22 protein-coding genes are annotated in these 20,828 nt (G+C 37.8%); 8 read left to right on the top strand and 14 right to left on the bottom strand.

Going from position 1 to position 20,828, the window contains the following annotated elements:
* Positions 1-18: 18 nt before the first annotated feature.
* From ACWNMY_RS13390 to ACWNMY_RS13370, 5 genes are all read right to left on the bottom strand, one after another.
* Positions 19-1,431, bottom strand: a complete 1,413-nt coding sequence (locus ACWNMY_RS13390) for an MFS transporter (RefSeq protein ID WP_449538764.1) — start codon at positions 1,429-1,431, stop codon at positions 19-21.
* 361 nt (positions 1,432-1,792) lie between these two features.
* Complete coding sequence (locus tag ACWNMY_RS13385) at positions 1,793-2,338, bottom strand: HD domain-containing protein (RefSeq protein WP_449538763.1); 546 nt, start codon at positions 2,336-2,338, stop codon at positions 1,793-1,795.
* Between the two features lie 119 nt (positions 2,339-2,457).
* The gene (locus ACWNMY_RS13380; RefSeq protein ID WP_449538762.1) at positions 2,458-3,180 is read right to left on the bottom strand and encodes an amino acid ABC transporter ATP-binding protein; all 723 of its coding nucleotides are present in this window, start codon (positions 3,178-3,180) and stop codon (positions 2,458-2,460) included.
* Positions 3,177-3,833 carry an amino acid ABC transporter permease gene (locus ACWNMY_RS13375; RefSeq protein WP_449538761.1) on the bottom strand — a complete coding sequence of 219 codons (657 nt, stop codon included), beginning with the start codon at positions 3,831-3,833 and terminating at the stop codon, positions 3,177-3,179. Before ACWNMY_RS13375 ends, ACWNMY_RS13380 begins: the two co-directional genes overlap by 4 nt.
* Positions 3,834-4,101: 268 nt before the next feature.
* Complete coding sequence (locus tag ACWNMY_RS13370; protein ID WP_449538760.1) at positions 4,102-4,926, bottom strand: basic amino acid ABC transporter substrate-binding protein; 825 nt, start codon at positions 4,924-4,926, stop codon at positions 4,102-4,104.
* 237 nt (positions 4,927-5,163) lie between these two features.
* Here ACWNMY_RS13370 and ACWNMY_RS13365 point away from each other — a divergent pair, with 237 nt between their 5' ends.
* The 3 genes from ACWNMY_RS13365 (at position 5,164) to ACWNMY_RS13355 (ending at position 7,426) form a co-directional block, all read left to right on the top strand.
* The gene (locus ACWNMY_RS13365; RefSeq protein ID WP_449538759.1) at positions 5,164-6,081 is read left to right on the top strand and encodes an ABC transporter permease subunit; all 918 of its coding nucleotides are present in this window, start codon (positions 5,164-5,166) and stop codon (positions 6,079-6,081) included.
* A 13-nt stretch (positions 6,082-6,094) separates the two neighbouring features.
* Positions 6,095-6,988, top strand: coding sequence for an ABC transporter permease (locus ACWNMY_RS13360; RefSeq protein ID WP_449538758.1), 894 nt, complete (start codon positions 6,095-6,097; stop codon positions 6,986-6,988).
* 93 nt (positions 6,989-7,081) lie between these two features.
* Positions 7,082-7,426 carry an ASCH domain-containing protein gene (locus tag ACWNMY_RS13355; protein ID WP_449538757.1) on the top strand — a complete coding sequence of 115 codons (345 nt, stop codon included), beginning with the start codon at positions 7,082-7,084 and terminating at the stop codon, positions 7,424-7,426.
* 65 nt (positions 7,427-7,491) lie between these two features.
* Here ACWNMY_RS13355 and ACWNMY_RS13350 read toward each other — a convergent pair whose 3' ends face one another.
* Positions 7,492-7,917, bottom strand: coding sequence for a YbaN family protein (locus tag ACWNMY_RS13350; protein ID WP_449538756.1), 426 nt, complete (start codon positions 7,915-7,917; stop codon positions 7,492-7,494).
* 186 nt (positions 7,918-8,103) lie between these two features.
* On the opposite strand from ACWNMY_RS13350, the gene ACWNMY_RS13345 reads away from it, so the two are divergent.
* Positions 8,104-8,559, top strand: a complete 456-nt coding sequence (locus ACWNMY_RS13345) for a DUF2269 family protein (protein ID WP_449538755.1) — start codon at positions 8,104-8,106, stop codon at positions 8,557-8,559.
* A 31-nt stretch (positions 8,560-8,590) separates the two neighbouring features.
* On the opposite strand, the gene ACWNMY_RS13340 is transcribed toward ACWNMY_RS13345, so the two are convergent.
* The 3 genes from ACWNMY_RS13340 to ACWNMY_RS13330 form a co-directional block, all read right to left on the bottom strand.
* Positions 8,591-8,875, bottom strand: a complete 285-nt coding sequence (locus ACWNMY_RS13340) for a hypothetical protein (protein WP_449538754.1) — start codon at positions 8,873-8,875, stop codon at positions 8,591-8,593.
* A gap of 148 nt (positions 8,876-9,023) precedes the next feature.
* Complete coding sequence (locus ACWNMY_RS13335) at positions 9,024-10,535, bottom strand: acetyl-CoA hydrolase/transferase family protein (RefSeq protein WP_449538753.1); 1,512 nt, start codon at positions 10,533-10,535, stop codon at positions 9,024-9,026.
* A 153-nt stretch (positions 10,536-10,688) separates the two neighbouring features.
* Positions 10,689-11,333 carry a LytTR family DNA-binding domain-containing protein gene (locus tag ACWNMY_RS13330; RefSeq protein ID WP_449538752.1) on the bottom strand — a complete coding sequence of 215 codons (645 nt, stop codon included), beginning with the start codon at positions 11,331-11,333 and terminating at the stop codon, positions 10,689-10,691.
* Positions 11,334-11,497: 164 nt separating this feature from the next.
* Here ACWNMY_RS13330 and ACWNMY_RS13325 point away from each other — a divergent pair, with 164 nt between their 5' ends.
* Positions 11,498-11,974, top strand: coding sequence for a DinB family protein (locus ACWNMY_RS13325; protein WP_449538751.1), 477 nt, complete (start codon positions 11,498-11,500; stop codon positions 11,972-11,974).
* A 270-nt stretch (positions 11,975-12,244) separates the two neighbouring features.
* On the opposite strand, the gene ACWNMY_RS13320 is transcribed toward ACWNMY_RS13325, so the two are convergent.
* Entirely contained in the window at positions 12,245-13,321 is a 1,077-nt protein-coding gene (locus ACWNMY_RS13320) for an AbrB family transcriptional regulator (RefSeq protein WP_449538750.1), read from the bottom strand.
* 99 nt (positions 13,322-13,420) lie between these two features.
* On the opposite strand from ACWNMY_RS13320, the gene ACWNMY_RS13315 reads away from it, so the two are divergent.
* Entirely contained in the window at positions 13,421-13,843 is a 423-nt protein-coding gene (locus ACWNMY_RS13315; RefSeq protein ID WP_449538749.1) for an acyl-CoA thioesterase, read from the top strand.
* A gap of 140 nt (positions 13,844-13,983) precedes the next feature.
* Here ACWNMY_RS13315 and ACWNMY_RS13310 read toward each other — a convergent pair whose 3' ends face one another.
* Entirely contained in the window at positions 13,984-14,478 is a 495-nt protein-coding gene (locus ACWNMY_RS13310) for an N-acetyltransferase family protein (protein WP_449538748.1), read from the bottom strand.
* A 255-nt stretch (positions 14,479-14,733) separates the two neighbouring features.
* Between ACWNMY_RS13310 and ACWNMY_RS13305 the strand changes: the two genes are divergently transcribed.
* Together ACWNMY_RS13305 and ACWNMY_RS13300 are read left to right on the top strand one after the other, a co-directional pair.
* Entirely contained in the window at positions 14,734-15,873 is a 1,140-nt protein-coding gene (locus ACWNMY_RS13305; RefSeq protein ID WP_449538747.1) for a coiled-coil domain-containing protein, read from the top strand.
* Positions 15,874-16,308: 435 nt separating this feature from the next.
* Positions 16,309-17,484 carry an MFS transporter gene (locus tag ACWNMY_RS13300; RefSeq protein WP_449538746.1) on the top strand — a complete coding sequence of 392 codons (1,176 nt, stop codon included), beginning with the start codon at positions 16,309-16,311 and terminating at the stop codon, positions 17,482-17,484.
* A gap of 39 nt (positions 17,485-17,523) precedes the next feature.
* On the opposite strand, the gene ACWNMY_RS13295 is transcribed toward ACWNMY_RS13300, so the two are convergent.
* From ACWNMY_RS13295 to ACWNMY_RS13285, 3 genes are all read right to left on the bottom strand, one after another.
* Positions 17,524-18,093, bottom strand: a complete 570-nt coding sequence (locus ACWNMY_RS13295; protein WP_449538745.1) for a hypothetical protein — start codon at positions 18,091-18,093, stop codon at positions 17,524-17,526.
* 145 nt (positions 18,094-18,238) lie between these two features.
* Complete coding sequence (locus ACWNMY_RS13290) at positions 18,239-19,180, bottom strand: ATP-grasp domain-containing protein (RefSeq protein ID WP_449538744.1); 942 nt, start codon at positions 19,178-19,180, stop codon at positions 18,239-18,241.
* Between the two features lie 210 nt (positions 19,181-19,390).
* Positions 19,391-20,731: a CoA-disulfide reductase gene (locus tag ACWNMY_RS13285; protein ID WP_449538743.1), complete on the bottom strand. Its 1,341-nt coding sequence runs from the start codon at positions 20,729-20,731 to the stop codon at positions 19,391-19,393.
* Positions 20,732-20,828 lie beyond the last annotated feature (97 nt).

Below are 20,828 nucleotides of genomic sequence, written 5' to 3'. Positions count from 1 at the left end.
GGGGTTTTTGATTAAACTTTATTTGTTATTCTGTCTTTTTTCAGCTAAATCAGCCGCTAGCTGAAGTGTACGCTTTTTATTTAAAGGATAGAAGAAAACGATTACTAAGAAAATAATCAAGTAGATTACGGCTGGTAATAACGTACCTAAAGCATGAATTCCATTTAAAGTCTCTTGCGTTTGAATTTCTAAAGCTGAATTATATCCAACTACTCCAATCAATACGCCACCAAGACCACCAGCAACAGCTTGTCCAATTTTACGAGCCATTGAATAAATAGAGTAGACTGTCGCATCCTCACGTAAATTAGTTAGATATTCATGATAATCAATAACATCTGTTACGAAAGCCCAAATAACAAGATTGAAAATCGCATTACCCAACATTCCAATCGTCAAAATACCAACAAATTGCATGGCGCTGATATCTTTTAAGAAGAATAACAGTAAGTAAACTAGCCCAGCAAGTAGCATTCCAGTTGCCGCTAATTCCTTCTTACCAAATTTTTTCACAAGTGGACTTAAGACTGGCATAAGAAGAAAGACTGTACCTGATGTCACTAAGTTCACCATACTTACTGCTTTAGCGTTTGCAAAATAATCCTTAAATAAGAAGATATTTACTGACTGAATGAGCATCGTACATACCATAAAAGTTAAAGATGATACAAGAATCCAGATTAATGGTTTGTTTTTTACAAGCCCTTTCATTGTTGCTTTTGAAGAACCTTTTTGCTTTGGCCTCTCAGGTGACACAACTCGTTCAGTTACCAATTTATAACATGCAATATAACAAGCAAGCGCAAGAACACCGAAAATAATCGAGGCCATTAACATGCGGTTAGGTTCAATTTTATTATCAACGAATATTAACATTGGACCGCCAACACCGATGATCAGGCCAGCTGCTTGAGCACCCATTGTTCTCCAACCAGAAAGAGAAGTACGTTCAACAGGATCATCAGTAATGACAGAAGCCATTGATCCATAAGGGATGTTAACTGTACTATATAAAGTACCCCAGACTATATAGGTTACAAAGGCCCACGCAAGATAGAACCCATCAGACATTCCTGGAATTTTAACAAACATTAACACACCAGTAATAACGAGTGGGACGGACATTCTTAAAATCCAAGGTTTGAACTTTCCTTGAGGTGTTGTCTTTCTTGAATCGATGAAACGTCCCCAGGCTACATCAGCAAAAGCATCCCAGAGACGAGCGGCAGCAAATAGAGCCCCAACAGTTGCAGGATGGATATGGAATACATCTGTATAAAATACCATTAAGAATATTGCTACAAGGATAAAGAAGAAATCGTTTCCAAAGTCACCAAATAAATATCCAAGTTTATCCTTTATCCCAAAAGGACGTGCTTCGTTTCCGCTTTCATTAAATTCTGTAGGTTCCAACTTCCTAGCTGTGTTCATTTTAATTCCCCCAATAATTAGAGTTAACATTTCATATATTTTGTTAGTTGGCTTAACAAATTAATTAAATTTATATTTGAATGATAGCACTTTCTGTCGAATTACGTCAACAATTTTTATATGCGTTTACAAGTAGAAAATCCCAACGTGACAACGTTTACATACCTTATTACCAAGTTGAAACCTGTTATTTATACACATAAAAAAAATTCCTCAATTTTGAGGAATTCGTCCATTTGAGTCTATCAATCAATTACACGTGATTGTTTTCACACTAGTAGGTTACGAATTAAAAAATACTGACTTTCCTTTGTGTTCCCCAAAAAAGCCCCAAAGCTATTCTTTGAGACATTACCAGTACTTATTCTTTTGGGCCAAACAGTGTATTGATCTCTTGTTTTAACTCTTTAACTAGCGGAAACATTGAAGCTTGAGCTAGGCTTTCGGCTACATTTCGGTAGTACCACTCTTGTTTTTCTTTTCCTCGACTAAAGCGACTCCACACCTCATCTCCTTGGTCGTTGTAGTCACGGAGAATTGAACGAATATTATGGAGCTTATCTGCACATACGACAGTACGTATATCCTCTGAAGCTGTGCGCAGAAACGAAATTGTGTGCTCTTTTCTTTCTTCCCATGAGAGTGTTTTATCTGGCTCAGAGCACCCTTCCACTAGTTTCGCAATTTCTGGACCAAAGCTAGTCGCAATTTCCTCTAATGTGAGCTCAGTATCTTCCACTGTATCATGGAGTATCCCCGCTGCAATCAATTCTGCACGCGCGTTTTCTTTCATCAGTATAAGACCAACGCCCAGCGGATGAGTGATATATGGAGTCTTCGTTAGCTTTCGATATTGCCCATCGTGAGCCTTACTTGCAACAATGATTGCTTGTTCGATAATATCCATCATTACCCTCCAAAAGTCATGCAATTTAAGGCATGTGAATCCTAACTTTTCTCGGCTTTCATGTGTAGGATTGTTTTAATTTAGAATTCTACCGGATAGTTTTATTATAAACTCTTTGTTTATAAAATTTTACTTAAGAATGCTTTTGTTCGATCATGCTGCGGATTCTCGAACAATTCCTTAGGTTGGTTTTCCTCTACAACATATCCATCATCCATGAACAACACTCTGTCTCCCACCTCTCGAGCAAAGCCCATTTCATGTGTAACAACAACCATGGTCATTCCTTCACGTGCTAGCTGTTTCATTACCTCTAATACCTCTCCGACCATTTCAGGATCTAGTGCGGATGTCGGTTCATCAAAAAGCATGATTTTTGGTTCCATCGCGAGCGCTCTTGCAATTGCGACACGTTGCTTTTGACCCCCTGATAATGAATCTGGATAGGCGTCTGCCTTTTCTGCTAACCCTACTTTTTTAAGAAGCTCCATTCCTTTTTCATTAGCCTCTTTTTGAGTGACATTTTTCACCTTCATTGGAGCAAGTGTAATGTTCTCCATCACCGTCTTATGTGGGAATAAATTAAACTGTTGGAACACCATTCCTACATCTGTACGAATTTGGTTGATATTTGTTTTTTTGTCTGTTATGTCAATTCCCTCTATATATACATGCCCCTCATTGATCGTTTCTAGTAGATTAATGCAGCGCAAAAAGGTTGATTTTCCAGAACCAGATGGACCAATCACCACAACAACCTCTTGCGGCTGAATAAAAGCTGAGATTCCCTTCAGAACTTCATTCTTCCCAAACGATTTTTTTATATTTTCAATCTTAATCATTCAGTTTTCAGCCTCTTTTCTAGATAGTTTAGCAGTAGCGTTAGGGATAGAGTCAGTATTAAATAGATAAATGCTGCCATTAAATATGGCTCCCAAACACGTGCATGTTGTCCCATCATCATTCGACCCCAGTGCATAATTTCAGGTGTTGCCACTACCGATAAGAGGGATGAATCTTTGATGAGAATGACAAATTCATTTCCTAACGGAGGAATCATTCGTTTAAAAGCCTGTGGAATAATGATATATCTCATGGCTTGTACATGTGTCATCCCTAATGAGCGTGCAGCCTCCATCTGTCCACGATCAAGAGATTGGATACCTGCACGAAAGATCTCTGCTATGTACGCGGCCGCATTTAAAGTAAGTGCTATGATACCTGCAACAATCCCATTTGTGCCACCTAAAAACAAAGGAACTACTCCAAAATGAACTATAAAAATTTGTACAAGTAGTGGAGTTCCCCGAAAAAATGTAACATAGCACACAAATGGAAACGCCAACCATTTATTACGAATCATTTTCCCAAGTCCGATAAATAAGCCTAAGATCGTCCCCAGTAAAATGCCAGCGATAGATAAGCCGATTGTAAGTAGCGTCCCTTCCCAAAAATAAGGTGCATAGTCAATTATTATGTCAAACTTAAAATCCATCACGCGTCCCCCTGTATTTTTTAGATCTCCTAAGGTGAAAAATTGCGTAACACATTGATGGTGTTACGCAATTTGTTTTTTTATCTAGTGGGCGTTTAAGCCCCCGAATAAAGAAAGAGCCTCAGACGAATGCCACGATTTTTCAAAGGTAATCTTTCGAGCATAGGACCGAAGACTAAGAACGCCACATCCTGTGGCAACGTCTTCATGACCCACCCCGTGTGGGCCTAAAAATCGGGCGGCAAATACCCAAGCGTATTTGATTTTATTATTTTGATGCTTCTTGTTCTGCTTTAAGAGCTTCTAAATCCGGCTCTTCTCCAAACCACTCTTTATAGATATCTGTGTATTTCCCGTTTTCAATAATCGTCTCGATTGCCTTATCAAAATCGGCCTTTACTTCGCTACCTTTAGGGAACATCATTCCGTAAAATTCAGCATCAAAGGTATCTTTATCTCCTACAACCTTTAGATTTTTATCCGGATTTTGAGCAGCATAATATTCAATAACACCATTGTCCGCTACAACAGCATCTGCTCCTCCACTTTCAAGTTCAAGAATTGCTAGATTGTTATTTTCAAACGGTTTAATGTCTGGGTGTTTTTCACCCAGTACCTTTTCTACTGCAAAATGCCCTGTTGTCGATGCTTGGACAGAGACTACCTTACCGACTAGATCATTTGCACCTTGGATATCGCTATCCTCAGGAACAAGAATTTTGTTTGTTGATAGGAAGAATGGAATCGTAAAATCATATTCCTCTTTTCGCTCATCCGTAATTGAAATAGATGAAATCGCTAGATCATATGAACCCTTATTTAATTCAACAAATATCGGATCCCAACCTGTATGTTTGATATCCAATTCATAACCTGCTTCTTTTGCTACTGCGTTAATTACATCAATTTCAAAGCCGACAATCTTGTCACCCTCCATAAATTCGAACGGTGCATATGCAGCATCTGTCATTACTTTAAGTGTCTTTGAGTCTTCTCCCTCTTCTTTCTCACCAGTTCCATTTGTTTCGCTCGTTCCACAGGCTGCTAAAAATAGCAAAACGAGCATCATTGAAAAAATAGATAACTTCTTCATTTATGTAACCCCTTCCCATTTTTATAAAATTTGAACTTTTTAATATATTATCACAATAATAGTTCAAAAGAAATATAGTTTCGACATCAACATGACTACAGCAACCCTCTCATACATTCTATGAATTCAATACTGAACAATAGTACTATTCCAATCGACATATTTCGGGTGGTGACAGGCTCACCAATATAGAATATATTTAGAATAGTTGATATTTTCGAAAAGGCGGTGACCTTTGTGGGGGTTGTTAAGGAGTTTTTAAAGATTTTAATGATTTATTTATGTGTGTTCTTTTGTGTGATTTTATTTGTACTTTTCCCTCGCGAACCCAGTATTGATTATTCTGGTAAAGCTCTTACAGTTGAATATTCTTATCAATTCAATTTGAAAGATTATGGAATGAGTATCATCACTTTTTTAAAGGATGTTTATGAGAATAAGAGTCTAGGTGAAACAAAATTCGCAACAGTTTCAGCTGAAGATGAGTTAGTGAAGCTTTTCCCAAAGAGCTTTAAAATTATTGTAATTGGATTCATTCTTAGTGTTGTTTTCGGGATTCTTAAAGGAATTTTGGATTATCGGTTGACCAATACGAAAAAGAGCTTTTTAGGAAGTGGTGCAACCTGGTTCTTCTCAGGTGTTCCTGACTTCTTTATCATTATTTGTTTAAGTTACTTCTTACTAATGTATGTTCCTGACTTTAGCATTATGGGTACCGAGGCATGGTGGAAGTTCATTGCACCTAGTATTCTTATATCAATTGCACCAATGTTGTACGTTGCAAGAATAACGTCTGTTTCACTCCTCACCCAGGATAAAGAACCGTATATTCAAGTTGCATTTGCGAAGGGCTTTACGAAGAACAAAGTACTGATTAATCATATGATGAGAACTTGTTTTATTACTGTTTCTAGCCACTTGCAATCTATTATGGTATTTATCCTTTCAAATCTTTTAGTTGTGGAATATTTGCTAGGATACCGCGGTGCAGCCTACCGGTTATTTACCGCTATCGGCTATACAAATGCGATTCCTCCTGGCCAGGGTGCCGATGAACGTGGCTTGATTATTGGAATCTGTATAAGCTTTCTTATGCTTGTTATGGGGGCACATATCATAAGTCAACTCATTAAGGTGAGATTAGATCCAAAATAAGGAGGTGTTTGCATTGAATCGAAATTGGTTTTTAATTACGGGGATAGCAATGTTAGGAATCCTATTACTTGTTATGTTCATTGGTCCACATATCCCGTATGTGAAAGAAGGCGTTGAAGGAGGTAGAATTCGTTTTCTAGAGGGTGGTGGTTTATTGAAAGCACCTTTCACCCCGGAGCAACAACCTCCCTTTGGGTCTGACCATGAAGGCCGTGATCTATTTAGCGTATTAATTGTAGGTGCGAAGGATACGATGAAAATTATCTTGGGAATTGTTTTCATTCGTTATCTCATTGCAATACCTCTGGGGTTATTGGCTACACGAAAAAACAATCCCTTCTCTTGGATTGTTACAACCTGGAACAATGTATTTTCTAGTATTCCTATTATCTTTTCTGCGTTACTCTTGCTTGCCATACCCGCTCTAGTTATGAATGAAAATCGTTTATGGTGGTCGATTTTACTATTGGCTTTGATTGAGGTTGGAAAAGTGAGTCATGTCATTCGCGAAGAGACTCAGCGAATTGTGAGGAAGCCTTATATTGAGGCAGGCATAACCGTTGGGATATCACCCCTAAGACTTGCATTAGGAAATATCCTACCGAATACATATCCAGCAATAATGGTGAATTTCTTTATTGATATCGGCAGAACCTGCCTCTTAATTGCACAGCTAGGAATATTTGGTGTATTTCTTTCCCAAGTATTCGTTCAATTAAACTATGGGGTTGGCGAGATGGTGAACACTAGTCTTAATTGGCCTACCTTACTTGGTCTGGCAAGAAAAGACATGCTAAGCTCTATATGGATTCCTTTCTGGACTTGTATTGCAATATCCTTTACGATGTTTACCTTTACAATTTTAGGTGAAGGCCTGCGAAGATATTTTGATAAAAAGACTAGTTAAGTTTTTAATGGAATCATTTTCTATGGTAAAGTAGGGTATAGTAAAGGACGGACAACCCCATAATGGTAGTTGTCTATTGAAAGGAGCTATCAAATGACTACACAAAATAATGAATTACCGCCTAAAACATGTTCCATAGAAAGACTAGTTACAATGCCTGCAGATATCCAAAAGGTATTAGATGGTAAAAAAACAGCAACTCGACGAAATGGAAGATACGCAGATGTCGGTGAGATTATGACGCTGGAAGGACAACAATTTAAAGTAGACCGTGTATACGAGCAATCTCTCGGTGAATTAACAGACGATGATGCAAAACAAGAAGGTTTTGCTACAGTAGATGAATACAAAGAATCGATCTTATCTTATCACCCTGGCATGCCTTGGCTTCCTCATATGAAAGTTTGGGTCCATGAATTCAGTAAGATAGGCGAATAATACTTGCTTCACTTAATAGAAAACCCCTTGTCTTAAATCGTGACAGGGGGTTGTTTTATTACGATCTATTTAGACCTTGTTTTGCCCACAAGTGCTTGTTCATTTACGTGATACTCTTCAGGTGATACCGTCTTTATTTTCGTAATGAAATAATAGTATTTATAGATGACAATCACAAGTAACATGACTTTGATGGGAATACCGTCTAAAATAAAGAAAGGAATTGCAATCATCGCATCCGCTGTTAGTAAGATTGTTAGCTTCTGCTTCAATGTCATTTCCCGTCTTTTCACAAAGCCTTCTAGGTGTTTTTTATATAATTTTGTCCCTTTAAACCAGTGATCAAAACGTTCCGATCCTTTTACGAAAAAGAACGAAGCAAGCAATAATAGGGGCGTGGTTGGTATGATTGGTAGAACAATTCCTACTACTCCAAGTCCTAAGAAAATAAAACCCAAGACAATAAATAAGAATTTCGTGATACTTTTCACAAAATTGCCCCCTTTCCAGATGTATGAGAACCTTTTCCATTATATCATTTATTTTAAACTAGAAAAATGTTGTCACAAAATAGTAAGATAATAGGGACGGAAATGTGAGTTTTATCACACTTACCATTTCCGTGTTCGTGTTATCCTTCTTAATAGGATATGTCTTGAATGGAGGTTTCCGAGCAAGTGGATATAGTATATAAGATACTTGTTTTCATACATATTTTTTCAGCCATTCTTGGGATGGGGCCAGGCTTTATTTTAACTACAGTTGTGAAGTCGGGGAATACGATGACAGAGCTTAGACATTCCTATGCAATAAGGCATAGACTTCATATATTTGTCATGATTGGTGGCATTCTTTTACTCGTAACTGGACTATTAATGGGTGCTATAAACCCGTATTTATTTAAGATGGGTTGGTATGTGACAAGTCTGCTCCTATTTTTACTTGCATTAGCAATGGGACCATTTGCTCTAACACCTAGATCAAAGCCTGTAAAAGAATTATTGGCATCCCACCAGGGTGAAGATATACCAGCGGAATACTACCCATTGGCTAAGGCCCTTTTTCGTGTAGAACATATTGAAAACACAATCTTCTTGATTGTTATTACATTAATGATTTTAAAACCTTTTTAACTTAATTGGATAAGACCAGACTTTACAATACCTACCCTTGAATGGTGTCGGTATTTTTTTGTGCAGCCTGTTTCTTGATAAATGAAAGCCGACTCCCAATCAAACTCCTACCAATTAGGACGATTCCAATACATAGAGCAGCAATCATCCAAAATCGCATACCAAAACCAACTAATTGATAGGCACCTTCATAATAATTTACATTAGGGGTATTTATGTTAGAAGAAATAATAGCCGCTGTAATGTGCTTTGTTGCATACAAGAATGCTGCTACACCAACAAAAAAGCAGCCAACAAATGCTTGAATCTGTTTCATTATAATCCCTCTTCTCTTGATACACTTTTCGTTAATCGTACCATGATTTTAGATGGTGATATATATTACTTTGTTCCTATATACTGTTAATTTTCACAGAAAAAAAGCCGCAAAAAGAGTAGTAACCTTTTGCGGCTTTCAGATAATGTTATGCTTCCACTAGTTCTTTTTGAAGCATTGTTCCATGTTTTGCAAAATTTGTGTGCCATGAAAAGGCCTTTTCTAAAACATGTGGTGTTTGGCCACCTCTTGTTAGTGCTTCCTGATAGTAGTCACGAAGCTGTCCCTTGTACATTGGGTGCACACAATTCTCGATAATAAGCTCTACACGTTCCCTTGGAGCAAGTCCTCTTATATCCGCATATCCTTGTTCAGTCACGATAACATCCACATCATGTTCCGTATGGTCAACATGGGAAACAAATGGAACAATACTTGATATGTTTCCACCTTTAGCAATCGATTTTGTTACAAAAATCGCTAGACGTGCATTTCTCGCAAAGTCCCCAGAGCCACCAATACCATTCATCATCTTTGTACCAAGCACATGAGTAGAATTTACGTTTCCGTAAATATCTAGCTCAAGAGCTGTATTAATAGAAATGAGTCCTAAACGCCGAATGATTTCTGGATGATTTGAAATTTCCTGTGGTCTCATAAGTAAACGATCTCGATACTCGTCAAAATTAGAAAATACCTTTTTCATTTTTTCTTCGGATAAGGTAATCGAACAACAGGAAGCAAAGTTCACCTTCCCTGCATCCATTAGATCAAACACAGCATCCTGTAATACCTCAGAATAAACCTCTAAGTCTGTAAACTCTGAGTCAAGCATTCCATGAAGAACTGCATTTGCTACTGATCCAATACCGGATTGAAGTGGTGCAAGCTTTTCTGTTAAGCGACCTGCTTCAATTTCTGTCCGTAAAAAGCTTAGTAGGTGTTGTGCCATAACTTGTGTTTCCTCGTCTGGTGGTACAATGGTGGATGGAGAATCTGTTTGGTTTGTGTACACGACTCCCTTGATTTTTTCAATATCCACCTTAATTCCAGGTGAACCAATTCTATCATGTGGTTTTGTTAAAGGAATCGGCTCCCTTTCCCCTTGCTTACCAGGTGCATACAGATCATGTATTCCCTCCAGCTCGGTTGTTTGCGCTAAGTTAATTTCAACAATAATTGTTTTTGCGTGCTGTGCAAATGTTAATGAATTCCCTATAGATGTAGTCGGTATAATGACGCCATCCTCATTTATTGCAATCGCTTCCAAAATAGCGACATCTATATCCATTACATTTCCCCGAATTAACTCTGAAGTATGTGATAAGTGTTGATCAACAAACAAGAAGTCCCCTTGGTTAATGCCTTTTCTCATTGTTGGATCAGCTTGAAACGGTAAGCGCTTACCTAAAATTCCTGCTTCAGCAAATAATTTATCTACATCAGACCCCAATGAAGCACCTGTATACACGTTCACCTTTAGTGGTTCCTTTTCTGCACGTTTGACAAGCGCAAATGGTACCGCTTTCACATCACCTGCACGAGTAAACCCACTTAACCCTAGCGTCATGCCGTCTTGAATCCATTCTGCCGCTTCTTCTGGTGTCACAACACGATTATGAAGACGGGTATCCTTAATACGTTCAAGTTTGTTATCCATATCTCTCATCCCTCTCACGATATATTGAATAGTAAGATAATTTTACCTATTTTCCTAGCATGGAAAGGGAATTTTGGAGCAAAGAACAAAGAATTTAGACAAAAAAGAAAAAAAAGCCTCCAAAGCAGAAGATTTATCCTACTTTAGAGGATTTCAAAAACCCAGTAATTTCCGAAAATAGCTCGAATAGTTTTGGCTTACAGGAACCCGAGTCCCATTGTCCATCTCTAATAAAAAAGTAGAATGGGTATCAGGATGTATCTCTTTAATATGATTCACATTTACGATAAATGATCGATGGCACCGTATGAAAAAGTCTTTTGGCAATGTATATTCGAATTGCTGTAACGAGTATTTATGTGTTCCTGAGAATCCGCTTGTATACACATTAGTTTTTTTATCTTTAGCTTCGACACAAATGACCTCCGAAAAAGGAATTGGTACCCATCCATCAGGAGATTTTACAGTTACAACAGTTTTCCCATCTGTTAAGGCAGGATAAATGGCTGTCACACATCCTTCTAGTTCTTCATTATGAAAAAAAGGTACAGCCATTCCATGATAAGGAACTCCAAACACATCCCGATTGATAAATTCTGAGGTTTTCTGTCTTGTATGAAGAGCCTTGTATGCAATGGTTCCTTCTTTCACTTCATTACCTGGTTTAATCTTCAAGTCAATGCGTTTACTCGGTCGGTAATAAACATACTCCTTCGTATTTGAAACAGCAATTGAGATTTCATCAGAGAATAATTCTCCTATTACATCTAAGAGTGAGCTAATTGTTATATCTTTCACCTTGCAACATCCTTTGTTGTAAAAAATCTAGTATTCTACTTTATTTTACAAGTTATCCAAGGAGAAAACACCTCTTTACAAAAAACAAATGCGAAAGTGTTTAAAATGGAAATTAGTTGTGTATGAAGTATAATGAAAGAAAGATCATTACTAGGAGGAATATCATGTACCGTACAATTGAAGAATTTGTTCAAGACTGGCATTATGAGGGAAGTGCCACTCAAAAAATACTAGATGCGTTAACCGATGAGTCATTAGCACAAGCAGTGGCCCCTGGTCATCGTACATTAGGAGAATTAGCCTGGCATGTCGCTACTTCCCTTCATCAAATAATTTCACTAACTGGTCTTCAATTTGAAGGTTCTACTGGAGAGACAGTGCCCGCTACCGCAAAGGAAATTGCTGAGAGTTATCGTAAAACAAATGAAAATTTGATTTCTGCTATTAAAGACCAATGGAAAGATGAAACATTACATGAAGTCAAAGATATCTTTGGTCAACAAATGCCAATTGGTGCAACACTCAAAATGGTCAATACCCATCAAATACACCACCGTGGTCAAATGACAATTTTGATGCGCCAAGCTAATCTAAAGGTACCAGGTATATATGGCCCTTCTAAGGAAGAATGGGGCGCGTAAGTAGTTTAGTAAGGAGTCAGTCAATGGCTCCTTTTCTTTTTTCAAAATATCGGTTCTAGTTTACATAATACTTTTCAATCATACGTTTGTTTATACATATAACCCTTGACACATAAGGCTTTCTAAAATCATACAAGCGTTTGTTTGAATTCTTGCTTACAAAACATGTAGTGTTACAAAATTAAACAAATGCTAACTTATCTCGGCCAATTTTGGCATAAAAAAGAGAAATAAGCCTCTTTACCCTGAGAGACTTATTTAAAAAAGGAGTTACCCCTCTTTCGCCTGGCCTGCCGTTATTATTTTTTCTTTTCTAGTAAACATCCATTTCAAGAAGCTTGGTACAAAGAGTATGATAAATAGGAGACGAATAAGCTGCAAAGCACTTACTATCGCTGGGTCAGCACCAATTGCAGAGGCTGTTAGTACCATCTCAACCAATCCACCAGGTGATAAACTTAGCATGGCGGTCGCCAAATTCAAATCAGATAGCAACGAAAAAACATATCCAAAACCGAAGGAAATGGCTATCAGTAAAATGCTTAGTACAAAATAAACTCCGCAATACTTTCCACCAATTTTTAAGTCTCTTATGTTAATATTATTTCCCATTCTCATACCAACAGTGATTTGCGCTAGTAGTAGAAACCAAGGTTGAATACTGGGTAATTCTGCTCCTAGTATACCTAACAGTGCTGTAACAGCAAGTGGGCCGATTACATATGCAGCTGGAACCTTATTCCTCAGTAGCCAACCAGCCAAAATAGCTAACCCGAACCACATATATGCATAGTATGGTACATTCGCCACTCGATTTGTTAGTTCATATGGTTTTACGTCACCTACTAAAAATAAGTGTGTTACAATAAACGGCACCAAAAATACAACAGTTAACAAACGAACAGTTTGAAAAATAGTTACCATAGCAGAATTTGCACGTAGGGACTGACTTGCTGCCACCATTTCAGATAACCCGCCAGGAATTGAGCCAAATACACTTGTCATAGGATCAACTTTGATAAATCGTGTCACAAAGATACTATTGATCACACTAACCGCTAGTAACAAAATGGTCGTGATTAAAAACGGGATGATATATGGATACACTGTGATAAACGTTTCTTTTGTAAACGATGATCCAAAGTAGATTCCTAGTGTGATAAGTCCCCCGTTATACAAAGGAGGTGCTACAACCATTTTTCGGTTTGTAAGGGCCTTGTACAAAATGATGGATGTCATCGGCCCTAATATCCAAGGTATTGGAAAATGACCAAAATAAAACAATACTCCTCCTATACCTGCCACCGCATAGGTTTCAAAAATTTTTATAATCTGTGTAATTCCCATTTCTTATGTACAACCCTTCATTGTATTTACTCCTCTTTCTGTATATGCAGGAAAAGATCCCTCTTTGCAGAATATATTCTTAAAAAGGAGGGTTACTACATGGAAAAAGTATTTAATTTCTCTCATACCATCCGTGTTAGATATTCGGAAATTGATGGACAGAAAATTGTATTTAATGCTCATTATTTGACGTACTTAGATATCGCATTTACAGAGTATATGCGTGAAATCCTTGGACCTGATTGGCTAAAGAATCAGCATTCATCTAATTTTGAGCCAGTACTTGTTAAAAGCACAGTGCAATATATAAAACCAGCCATGTTGGATGACTTAGTTACAGTATATGTTCGAGTCCACACAGTAGGTAATTCTAGTCTTTCTCTTGAAAGCCTCATCAAGCGTAACGGTGATGTCCTACTTGAAGCTGAAACGATTCAAGTTAACTACAATAATGTTTCAAAGTCTTCTGCACCCATACCTGAAGAAATAAAACGTAGAATTAGAGAGTTTGAGAACTTGTAAAAAGAAGATTACCACGGCGCTAGTTTACATAATAATTTTCAATCAAACGTTTGTTTAGCGCCTTTACTTTACTCTCCCAAGGGGTGCAAAAATTAACCAAACGTTTGTTTAATGTAATGTGTAATTCGAATTGTCTTTTCCTATACCAATCTATAAAGATAGTATTCATTCGTTGGCACACCCTCAATCACCAAAGAGTGCACTTTCTCTCCCTCGATTACAAACCCCATTTTCCTATATAGATTGAAGGCTTTCAAATTACTTTTTATAACTGTTAGTTCAAGCCTTGAAATTCTTGTTTTCTTCGCCCATATAAATAATTGCTCAAACAGCTTTGTCGCAATTCCTTTTCCCTGATAACCAGCATGTACACCTAATACAAGGTATGCCGAGTGGCGATTTCGTTTCGCCCCGCCCCCGAACGCACACATATAACCCACAAGCTGTCCGTCAAATTCAGCTACCAATATTGTAGAATTTTCTTCACTTAACACTCTTTCAATCATTTTTTTCTGCTGTTCAGTTGTTGTTTTTCGTTCTCCTGGCTCATAAAGCATAACATTTGATTCATCCACAGTTTTGCATAAATCAAGAAACTCCTCAACATCACTTACTTTGATTTCTCTTATATTCACGATGTTTCCTCCAATGCTACTTTAGTAGGAGCTTGCCTACTATTTAATCAATCTATTAAAACGTTATTTCGACACGAAAATGCGAGACTCCTTTATTTCGTAACCTTGATTTACTTCAGTTTTGAAAGATTACAATTATGACAAAATGTAACAATTTCGCGACAAATGAGGAATTTGATAGAAATATATGATAATATGATAGAATAAAAGACGAGTGTTTATAATGAAGAATCTAGTAAGAAAGTAGGAATAATATTGAAGAAGACTCTTGTAACCTTAAGTGCTACTTTAATGATAAGTGCCTTTTCACCATATGTAATAACAACTAAAGCTGAAACTTCTATTAGTTCACTAAAAAGCGAGCTTCAAGAAACTCAAAATAAACTTCAACAATTAAATGAACAGATTACAAAGGCTGATAAGGCGATTGAAGATAATCGAAAAATGATTTCTCAAACTGAAGAAGAAATTAAACAGACTGAAGAATTGATTCAAAGCCTTCAAGCTGAGATCGACCATGTTGAAAAGCAAATAGAAGCTCGAAACGATATACTAAAAGAACGTGCTCGTATGATGCAAGAATCCGGCGGAACTATCAGTTATTTGGACGTTATTTTTGGTGCATCAAACTTTACTGACCTTATTAATCGCGTGAGTGCAGTAACTACGATTATCAAAGCTGACCAAGATATAATTGATGCGCAGGCAAAAGATATTAAACAAGTAAAAGAAAAACAAGATACCCTTCAAGAAACACTTACTTCTTTAGAAGAGAAAAAGGGCGAATTAGTGTTAATGCAGGGTCAAATAGAGGAACAAAAAGCACATAATGATGCGTTAAAGGCAGCCTTGGAGCAAAAAGAGAAAGATACAAAAGCGAATATTGACGAAATTCTTGCTAGCTTGGAGCCTCCTGCACCAACTGTAGCTGCTGCTTCTACTCCTGCTTCTTCATCAACTAATTCTGTTGCTGCTGCTTCAATCCCGACATCCACACCAAAGGTGAGTGGATCAATCAGCACGGTTATTAATGCAGGTTATAAGTATATTGGAAACTCTGTGTACGTATTTGGTGGCGGAAGAAGTGCATCTGACATTGCAAACGGACGATTCGACTGCTCAGGCTTTGTTTCTTGGGCATTTTCACAAGCTGGGGTAAGTGTTGGTTCTAGCACAAGTGCTCTGAGAACTCAAGGAACAGCTGTTTCAGTTAATGACATGAAACCTGGTGACTTAGTATTCTTTAATACCTATAAGACAGATGGCCATGTTGGGATTTATATTGGTGGCGGTAAATTTATTGGATCTCAATCATCTACAGGCGTTGGCATTGCTACAATGACTACTGGCTATTGGAAAAATCATTTCAGCGGTCATGTAAGACGTATTATGTAACGGACAAGCCTATACAGAAAGCATCTTCATTTGAAGATGCTTTTTTTGTTGAATATTTTTTATCTCCTTCCCCTGATAACTCGCAAAATAGTTTCATTTAATTTATTATAGAAAAGGAAGCTAATCAAATGCGCCTTGGTGTTTTGTGCATAGATTTTAGGCCAATAGGAAGTGAATCACAAAGACATTCCCGTAAGACATGGCGTTTTTATTTGTTCATCTTATTTAGAATTTACTGGTAGTTAACCTAACAGAGGGCTTAGTACCAGTTAATGCAGGTAAGTCTTCCTTATAAAATCTGTGGCATCCGCTGGAGACTTAACTTTATTCAGTCAGGTTAGAACCCCGACTGAATTATATATTACATTTGCATTTTTCCCCGCTTTTATAAGTAGGGGACTTCTGCTGAATAAAGTTAACTGGAGTGACATAATTTTGGAGACAAAGAAAGCATTACCTATTTTATTTGCAGTTATGTTTTTGGTTTACATTGGATTTGGGATCATTATTCCCGTTATTCCCTTCTATGCAGAGGAGCTTGGTGCTTCACCAACTGAATTAGGACTACTGATGGCGGTTTATTCCTTAATGCAATTCTTGTTTGCACCGATGTGGGGAAGAATCTCCGATCGAATCGGACGCAAGCCAGTTATGATGATCGGTATTTTCGGCCTTGCTGTTTCTTTCTTTTTAATGGCCTTATCTACAGAGTTATGGATGCTTTTCGCAGCTAGGATTATCGGAGGATTTCTTTCTGCCGCAAATATGCCTACTGTTATGGCCTATGCAGCCGATATTACCTCTGAAGAAGACCGTGGAAAAGGTATGGGTGTCATTGGTGCATCAATTGGTCTTGGATTCGTTTTTGGGCCAGCGATTGGTGGTATTTTTTCAAAATCAAGCTTACATATGCCATTCTATATTGCAGGGATATCTTCCTTGATTACCTTTTTCCTCGTACTGATTGTATTGAAGGAATCATTACCAAAAGAGAATAGACAATCACAACAAACAAGAGGTAGAAAAGGACTATTAAAAGCGCTGAACGGACAAGAATCAGTATTATTTTTTCTTTCTTTATTTGTTACATTATCTTTATCAGGTCTTGAGGCTACCTTTGCATACTTTGCTGCGGAGAAAGCTGGATTAGGAACAACAGAACTCGGTTATATCTTCATGATTATGGGACTTGCAGGAGCTATTGTTCAAGGTGGATTAGTAGGAAGGCTAACAAAGCGCTTTGGCGAAGGCTTCGTCATTCAAATTGGGTTATTTATTTCTGCCTTAGGGTTCCTTCTTATTTTATATACCGAAAGCTTCCTTACAGCAGCGATTTATTTAACGGTATTTGGAGTAGGGAATGGTGTCATCCGTCCGGGTGTTTCCGCTTTACTAACAAAGAAGTCTAAATCTGGACATGGAAGTGTAACAGGTTTATTATCATCCTTCGATTCACTTGGTAGAATTCTTGGACCTATTTTAGGTGGCTGGCTCTATACAATCGCCATGGGATTACCTTATATTTCAGGTATATTCCTTTCAGCCGTTGCCTTTATTCTCTTCCGAATGTATGCAGCTTCACAGGGAAAACAGAAAGAGGTAAATCATTAAAATAAGACAGATAAAGGGTAGCATGATTGCTATCCTTTTTTATTTCCACACTGCAGCATACTTCTTCTTGTACTTGGGATCTTCTTCTTTTTCAATAAGTTCAAGAGCAAGCTCCTTGATTTCTACTATATGTAGATGGTCATATAAATATCTTAACCCTTGAATGAGATCGAAACGAATTAGGGTGTGATTTTTTTCAGAGGTACATGCTACGAAACGGTCTTTAACATAGGTAAGAAGCATATCTCTTTGTTCTTCGCCTGCAAGTCCTACCTTCCAAATGGATTGTAAAGTATGTCTTGCTGTCACAAACTTCTTATCAAAGGTTACCTCCCAAATAGCTCGGAAATCGTGAAGCATTCTCTTCTCCGGATCACTTTTGGCTAACCCACATAAAAATTGTGCAGCTCTCGATCTTCGATGGTTGTCTTTATTTGAAAGATCTTCTTTAAGTTGATTCCACACCTCATATGCCCAATCAACCTCGTTGTTAGTTGCTTCGATGATATTTGTAAAGGCTTGATATTGCGCATCTTTATCCGGCGAGTTAAGATTTTCAAATCTTTCCTTGTCTGTTGATCCACTTCTGTTGCTCCTTTTAAAGTTCAAACAAACGTTTGAATAGTAGTGCTAGCCCGCTTATCCACTATGCTTATAAATTCTAATCAAACGTTTGTTTAACACTATTTCTTTTTCTTCATCTTATCATACTAAACAAAACAAACCACCCATAACCATGAGTGGCTTACTGATCTTATATTCTTTCTAATTCCTCGCCAAGAAACTTTGCAAGCTCTAGCATACCGAATTTCTGTGCTTTTGCTTCAGCATCTGAATTATAGTTTGTGTTGGTATTCACATCATAGGTGAAAATCTCACCCTTGGCATTTTTTACAAATTCAATACCCGCTACATCAATTTTACTTGCCTTTAGAAAAGCTTCATAACGTTCTATCAGATCTGCGCTTACCTCTTCAACAATTTCAAACTTAGGTCGTACTTCCACTTCTTCATCACCCACTGGGCAAAATAGATCCCCAATTTGACAAGCATCTGCCGGGCAAAGCTCAAAACCTTCCGATGTATCGACCCTAACCGTATACACAAACTTCCCTCCAACAAACTCCGCTCTCGTGATATAGGAATCTGGTGATTGGATGTACTCTTGTATTAACGTAATTCCATCAACTGGCTCTTCGAATGCTGAACTATTCACATATGCTTCCAATGACTCTACTGTTTGGAATAATTGTACCCCAAGTCCCTTACCTGCACGATTGTGTTTTGTAATAAATGGAGCTGTTCCTAGTTTTTTCGCAGCCTCAATGATCTGCATACGCCCCACTGCTCCAATTGTTTTCGGAGTTCGAATTCCATTTGCTTCAAGTGCTGTATATTGCTTGATTTTGCTAAGCTCAAGTCGTAAAGCATTACTTCCATTAAAAACAGTACGATTATGGAATTCTAGCCAATCAAGAATTCCGCCAGTCAACTCAGGTGCAAATCGATGATCTCTAGTATGAGAAGATGCACTCATGCGGTTATAAAACACCCCCTCAGGTGGGGTTGAAGTTAAATCAACAATTCCTTGATCAAGATGCCACGCTTCATACGGTAAGTGTAATTCATCTAATCGTTTTGTTAAATGTAACGTCCAATCATCATTTTCATGGATTATATATATTTTTTTAGACATATAAACGTCTCCTTCATACTCATAATTAAAATATGGTACTATGCAACTCGTAATCTAGTTCATTGAAAGTGTTCATTTTTACCTACAATAAATCCGACTAAACACATTGTCTTTATACTATTTACACTTGTTTATGTCAAGTAAAAAGAATACAGGACAGGTCCCCTGTCCCACAAATTGTGGTGGGTCGCGGAACCTGTCCCCTTGTCCCTATTTTACTCTTCTTGCTGCTTGCTGGATTGGATCCCATACTCCGTTATATGGCGGTGCGTAGGCTAAGTCTAGGTCTACTAGTTCGTCTACTGTCATGGAGTGATATAGTGCGGTTGCTAGTACATCGATTCGTTTATCTACACCGCTTTCTCCAATGATTTGGCCTCCAAGTAGCTTATGTGTTTCTTTATGGTATACCAATTTTACTGTCATCTTGGTTGCCCCTGGATAATACCCAGCAATATCCCTCGCTTGGATTGTTACGGAGCCTGTCGGAATATGCAAGCCTTTTGCCTCTTTTTCTGTAATTCCGGTTCTTCCTAGTGTTAGGTCAAAAAATTTAATGACGGAAGTACCAAGAACACCTTTAAACGTTTTATGCATATTGACCATATTTAACCCTGCAATCTGCCCTTGTTTATTGGCGTGCGTACCGAGAGGGATATAATCGTCTCTTTCCTTAATGCGATGGTATTGGGTTGCACAATCTCCTGCTGCAAAAATATCCTCCACGCTTGTTTGCATATAGGCATTTACTTGAATTGCCCCCTTCACACTTCTGACAATTCCCGCACCCTCAGTAAACGCTGTATTCGGTTTAACTCCAACAGCAACTAAAACTAAATCCGTCTTGATTTCCCCCTTATCTGTTTTCACATATTCCACATGGCTGTTTCCAATAAAGCCTTCAACAGATTCTTTGAGCCTTAGCTTTATATTTTGCTTACTCGCTTCGTTATGGATAAGTTCCGAAAGATCACTATCAAAAATCCCTGCAAGCTTTTCATTTCTTTCAATGATAGTTACCGTTTTACCAATTTCCGCAAAACTTTCCGCCATCTCTAATCCTATATAACCACCACCGATAATGGTAACTTCCTTTACATCACGGAACCCCTTGTAAAGGTAATCTAAGATTTCTTCTGTATCTGGAATAGTCTTTAAAGTAAAAATCCCTTGAAGTGAACTCCCGTCCCAATTTGGGACTACCGGACTTGCTCCTGTTGCAATCAACAACCGGTCATATGCAAGTTCAAAGGTCTCCCCGGAAGTATGGTTAATTCCTTGAACTAATTTTGACTTTGCATCAATGTTTCTAACTTCATGATACACTCTTGCATCAATTCCGTACTTCTCCTGAAATTCAGCTTGTGTTCTAGCTATAACCTTAGATGTATTCTCGATTTTGCCACCTATTACATAAGGCAATCCGCACTGACCATAAGAATAAATTCCTCCTTTTTCAAGAACAGTAATGGAATGCCCCGTGCTATTTCGCACTATCTGCATTGCAGCACTCATACCCGCTGCATCTCCGCCAATAATAATAAATTTCATCCATAATCCCTCCATTCCGTTATTTTCCTTTATTTTATTACTTTTAAACCTTTGGATTTATAATTTCTTTACAAGCCTTCAAACCACAATTTTCCTA

Source organism: Ferdinandcohnia sp. Marseille-Q9671 (genome assembly GCF_976954385.1).
The sequence above is the reverse complement of the archived record's forward strand: the minus strand, read 5'-3'. Positions and strand labels throughout refer to the sequence as shown.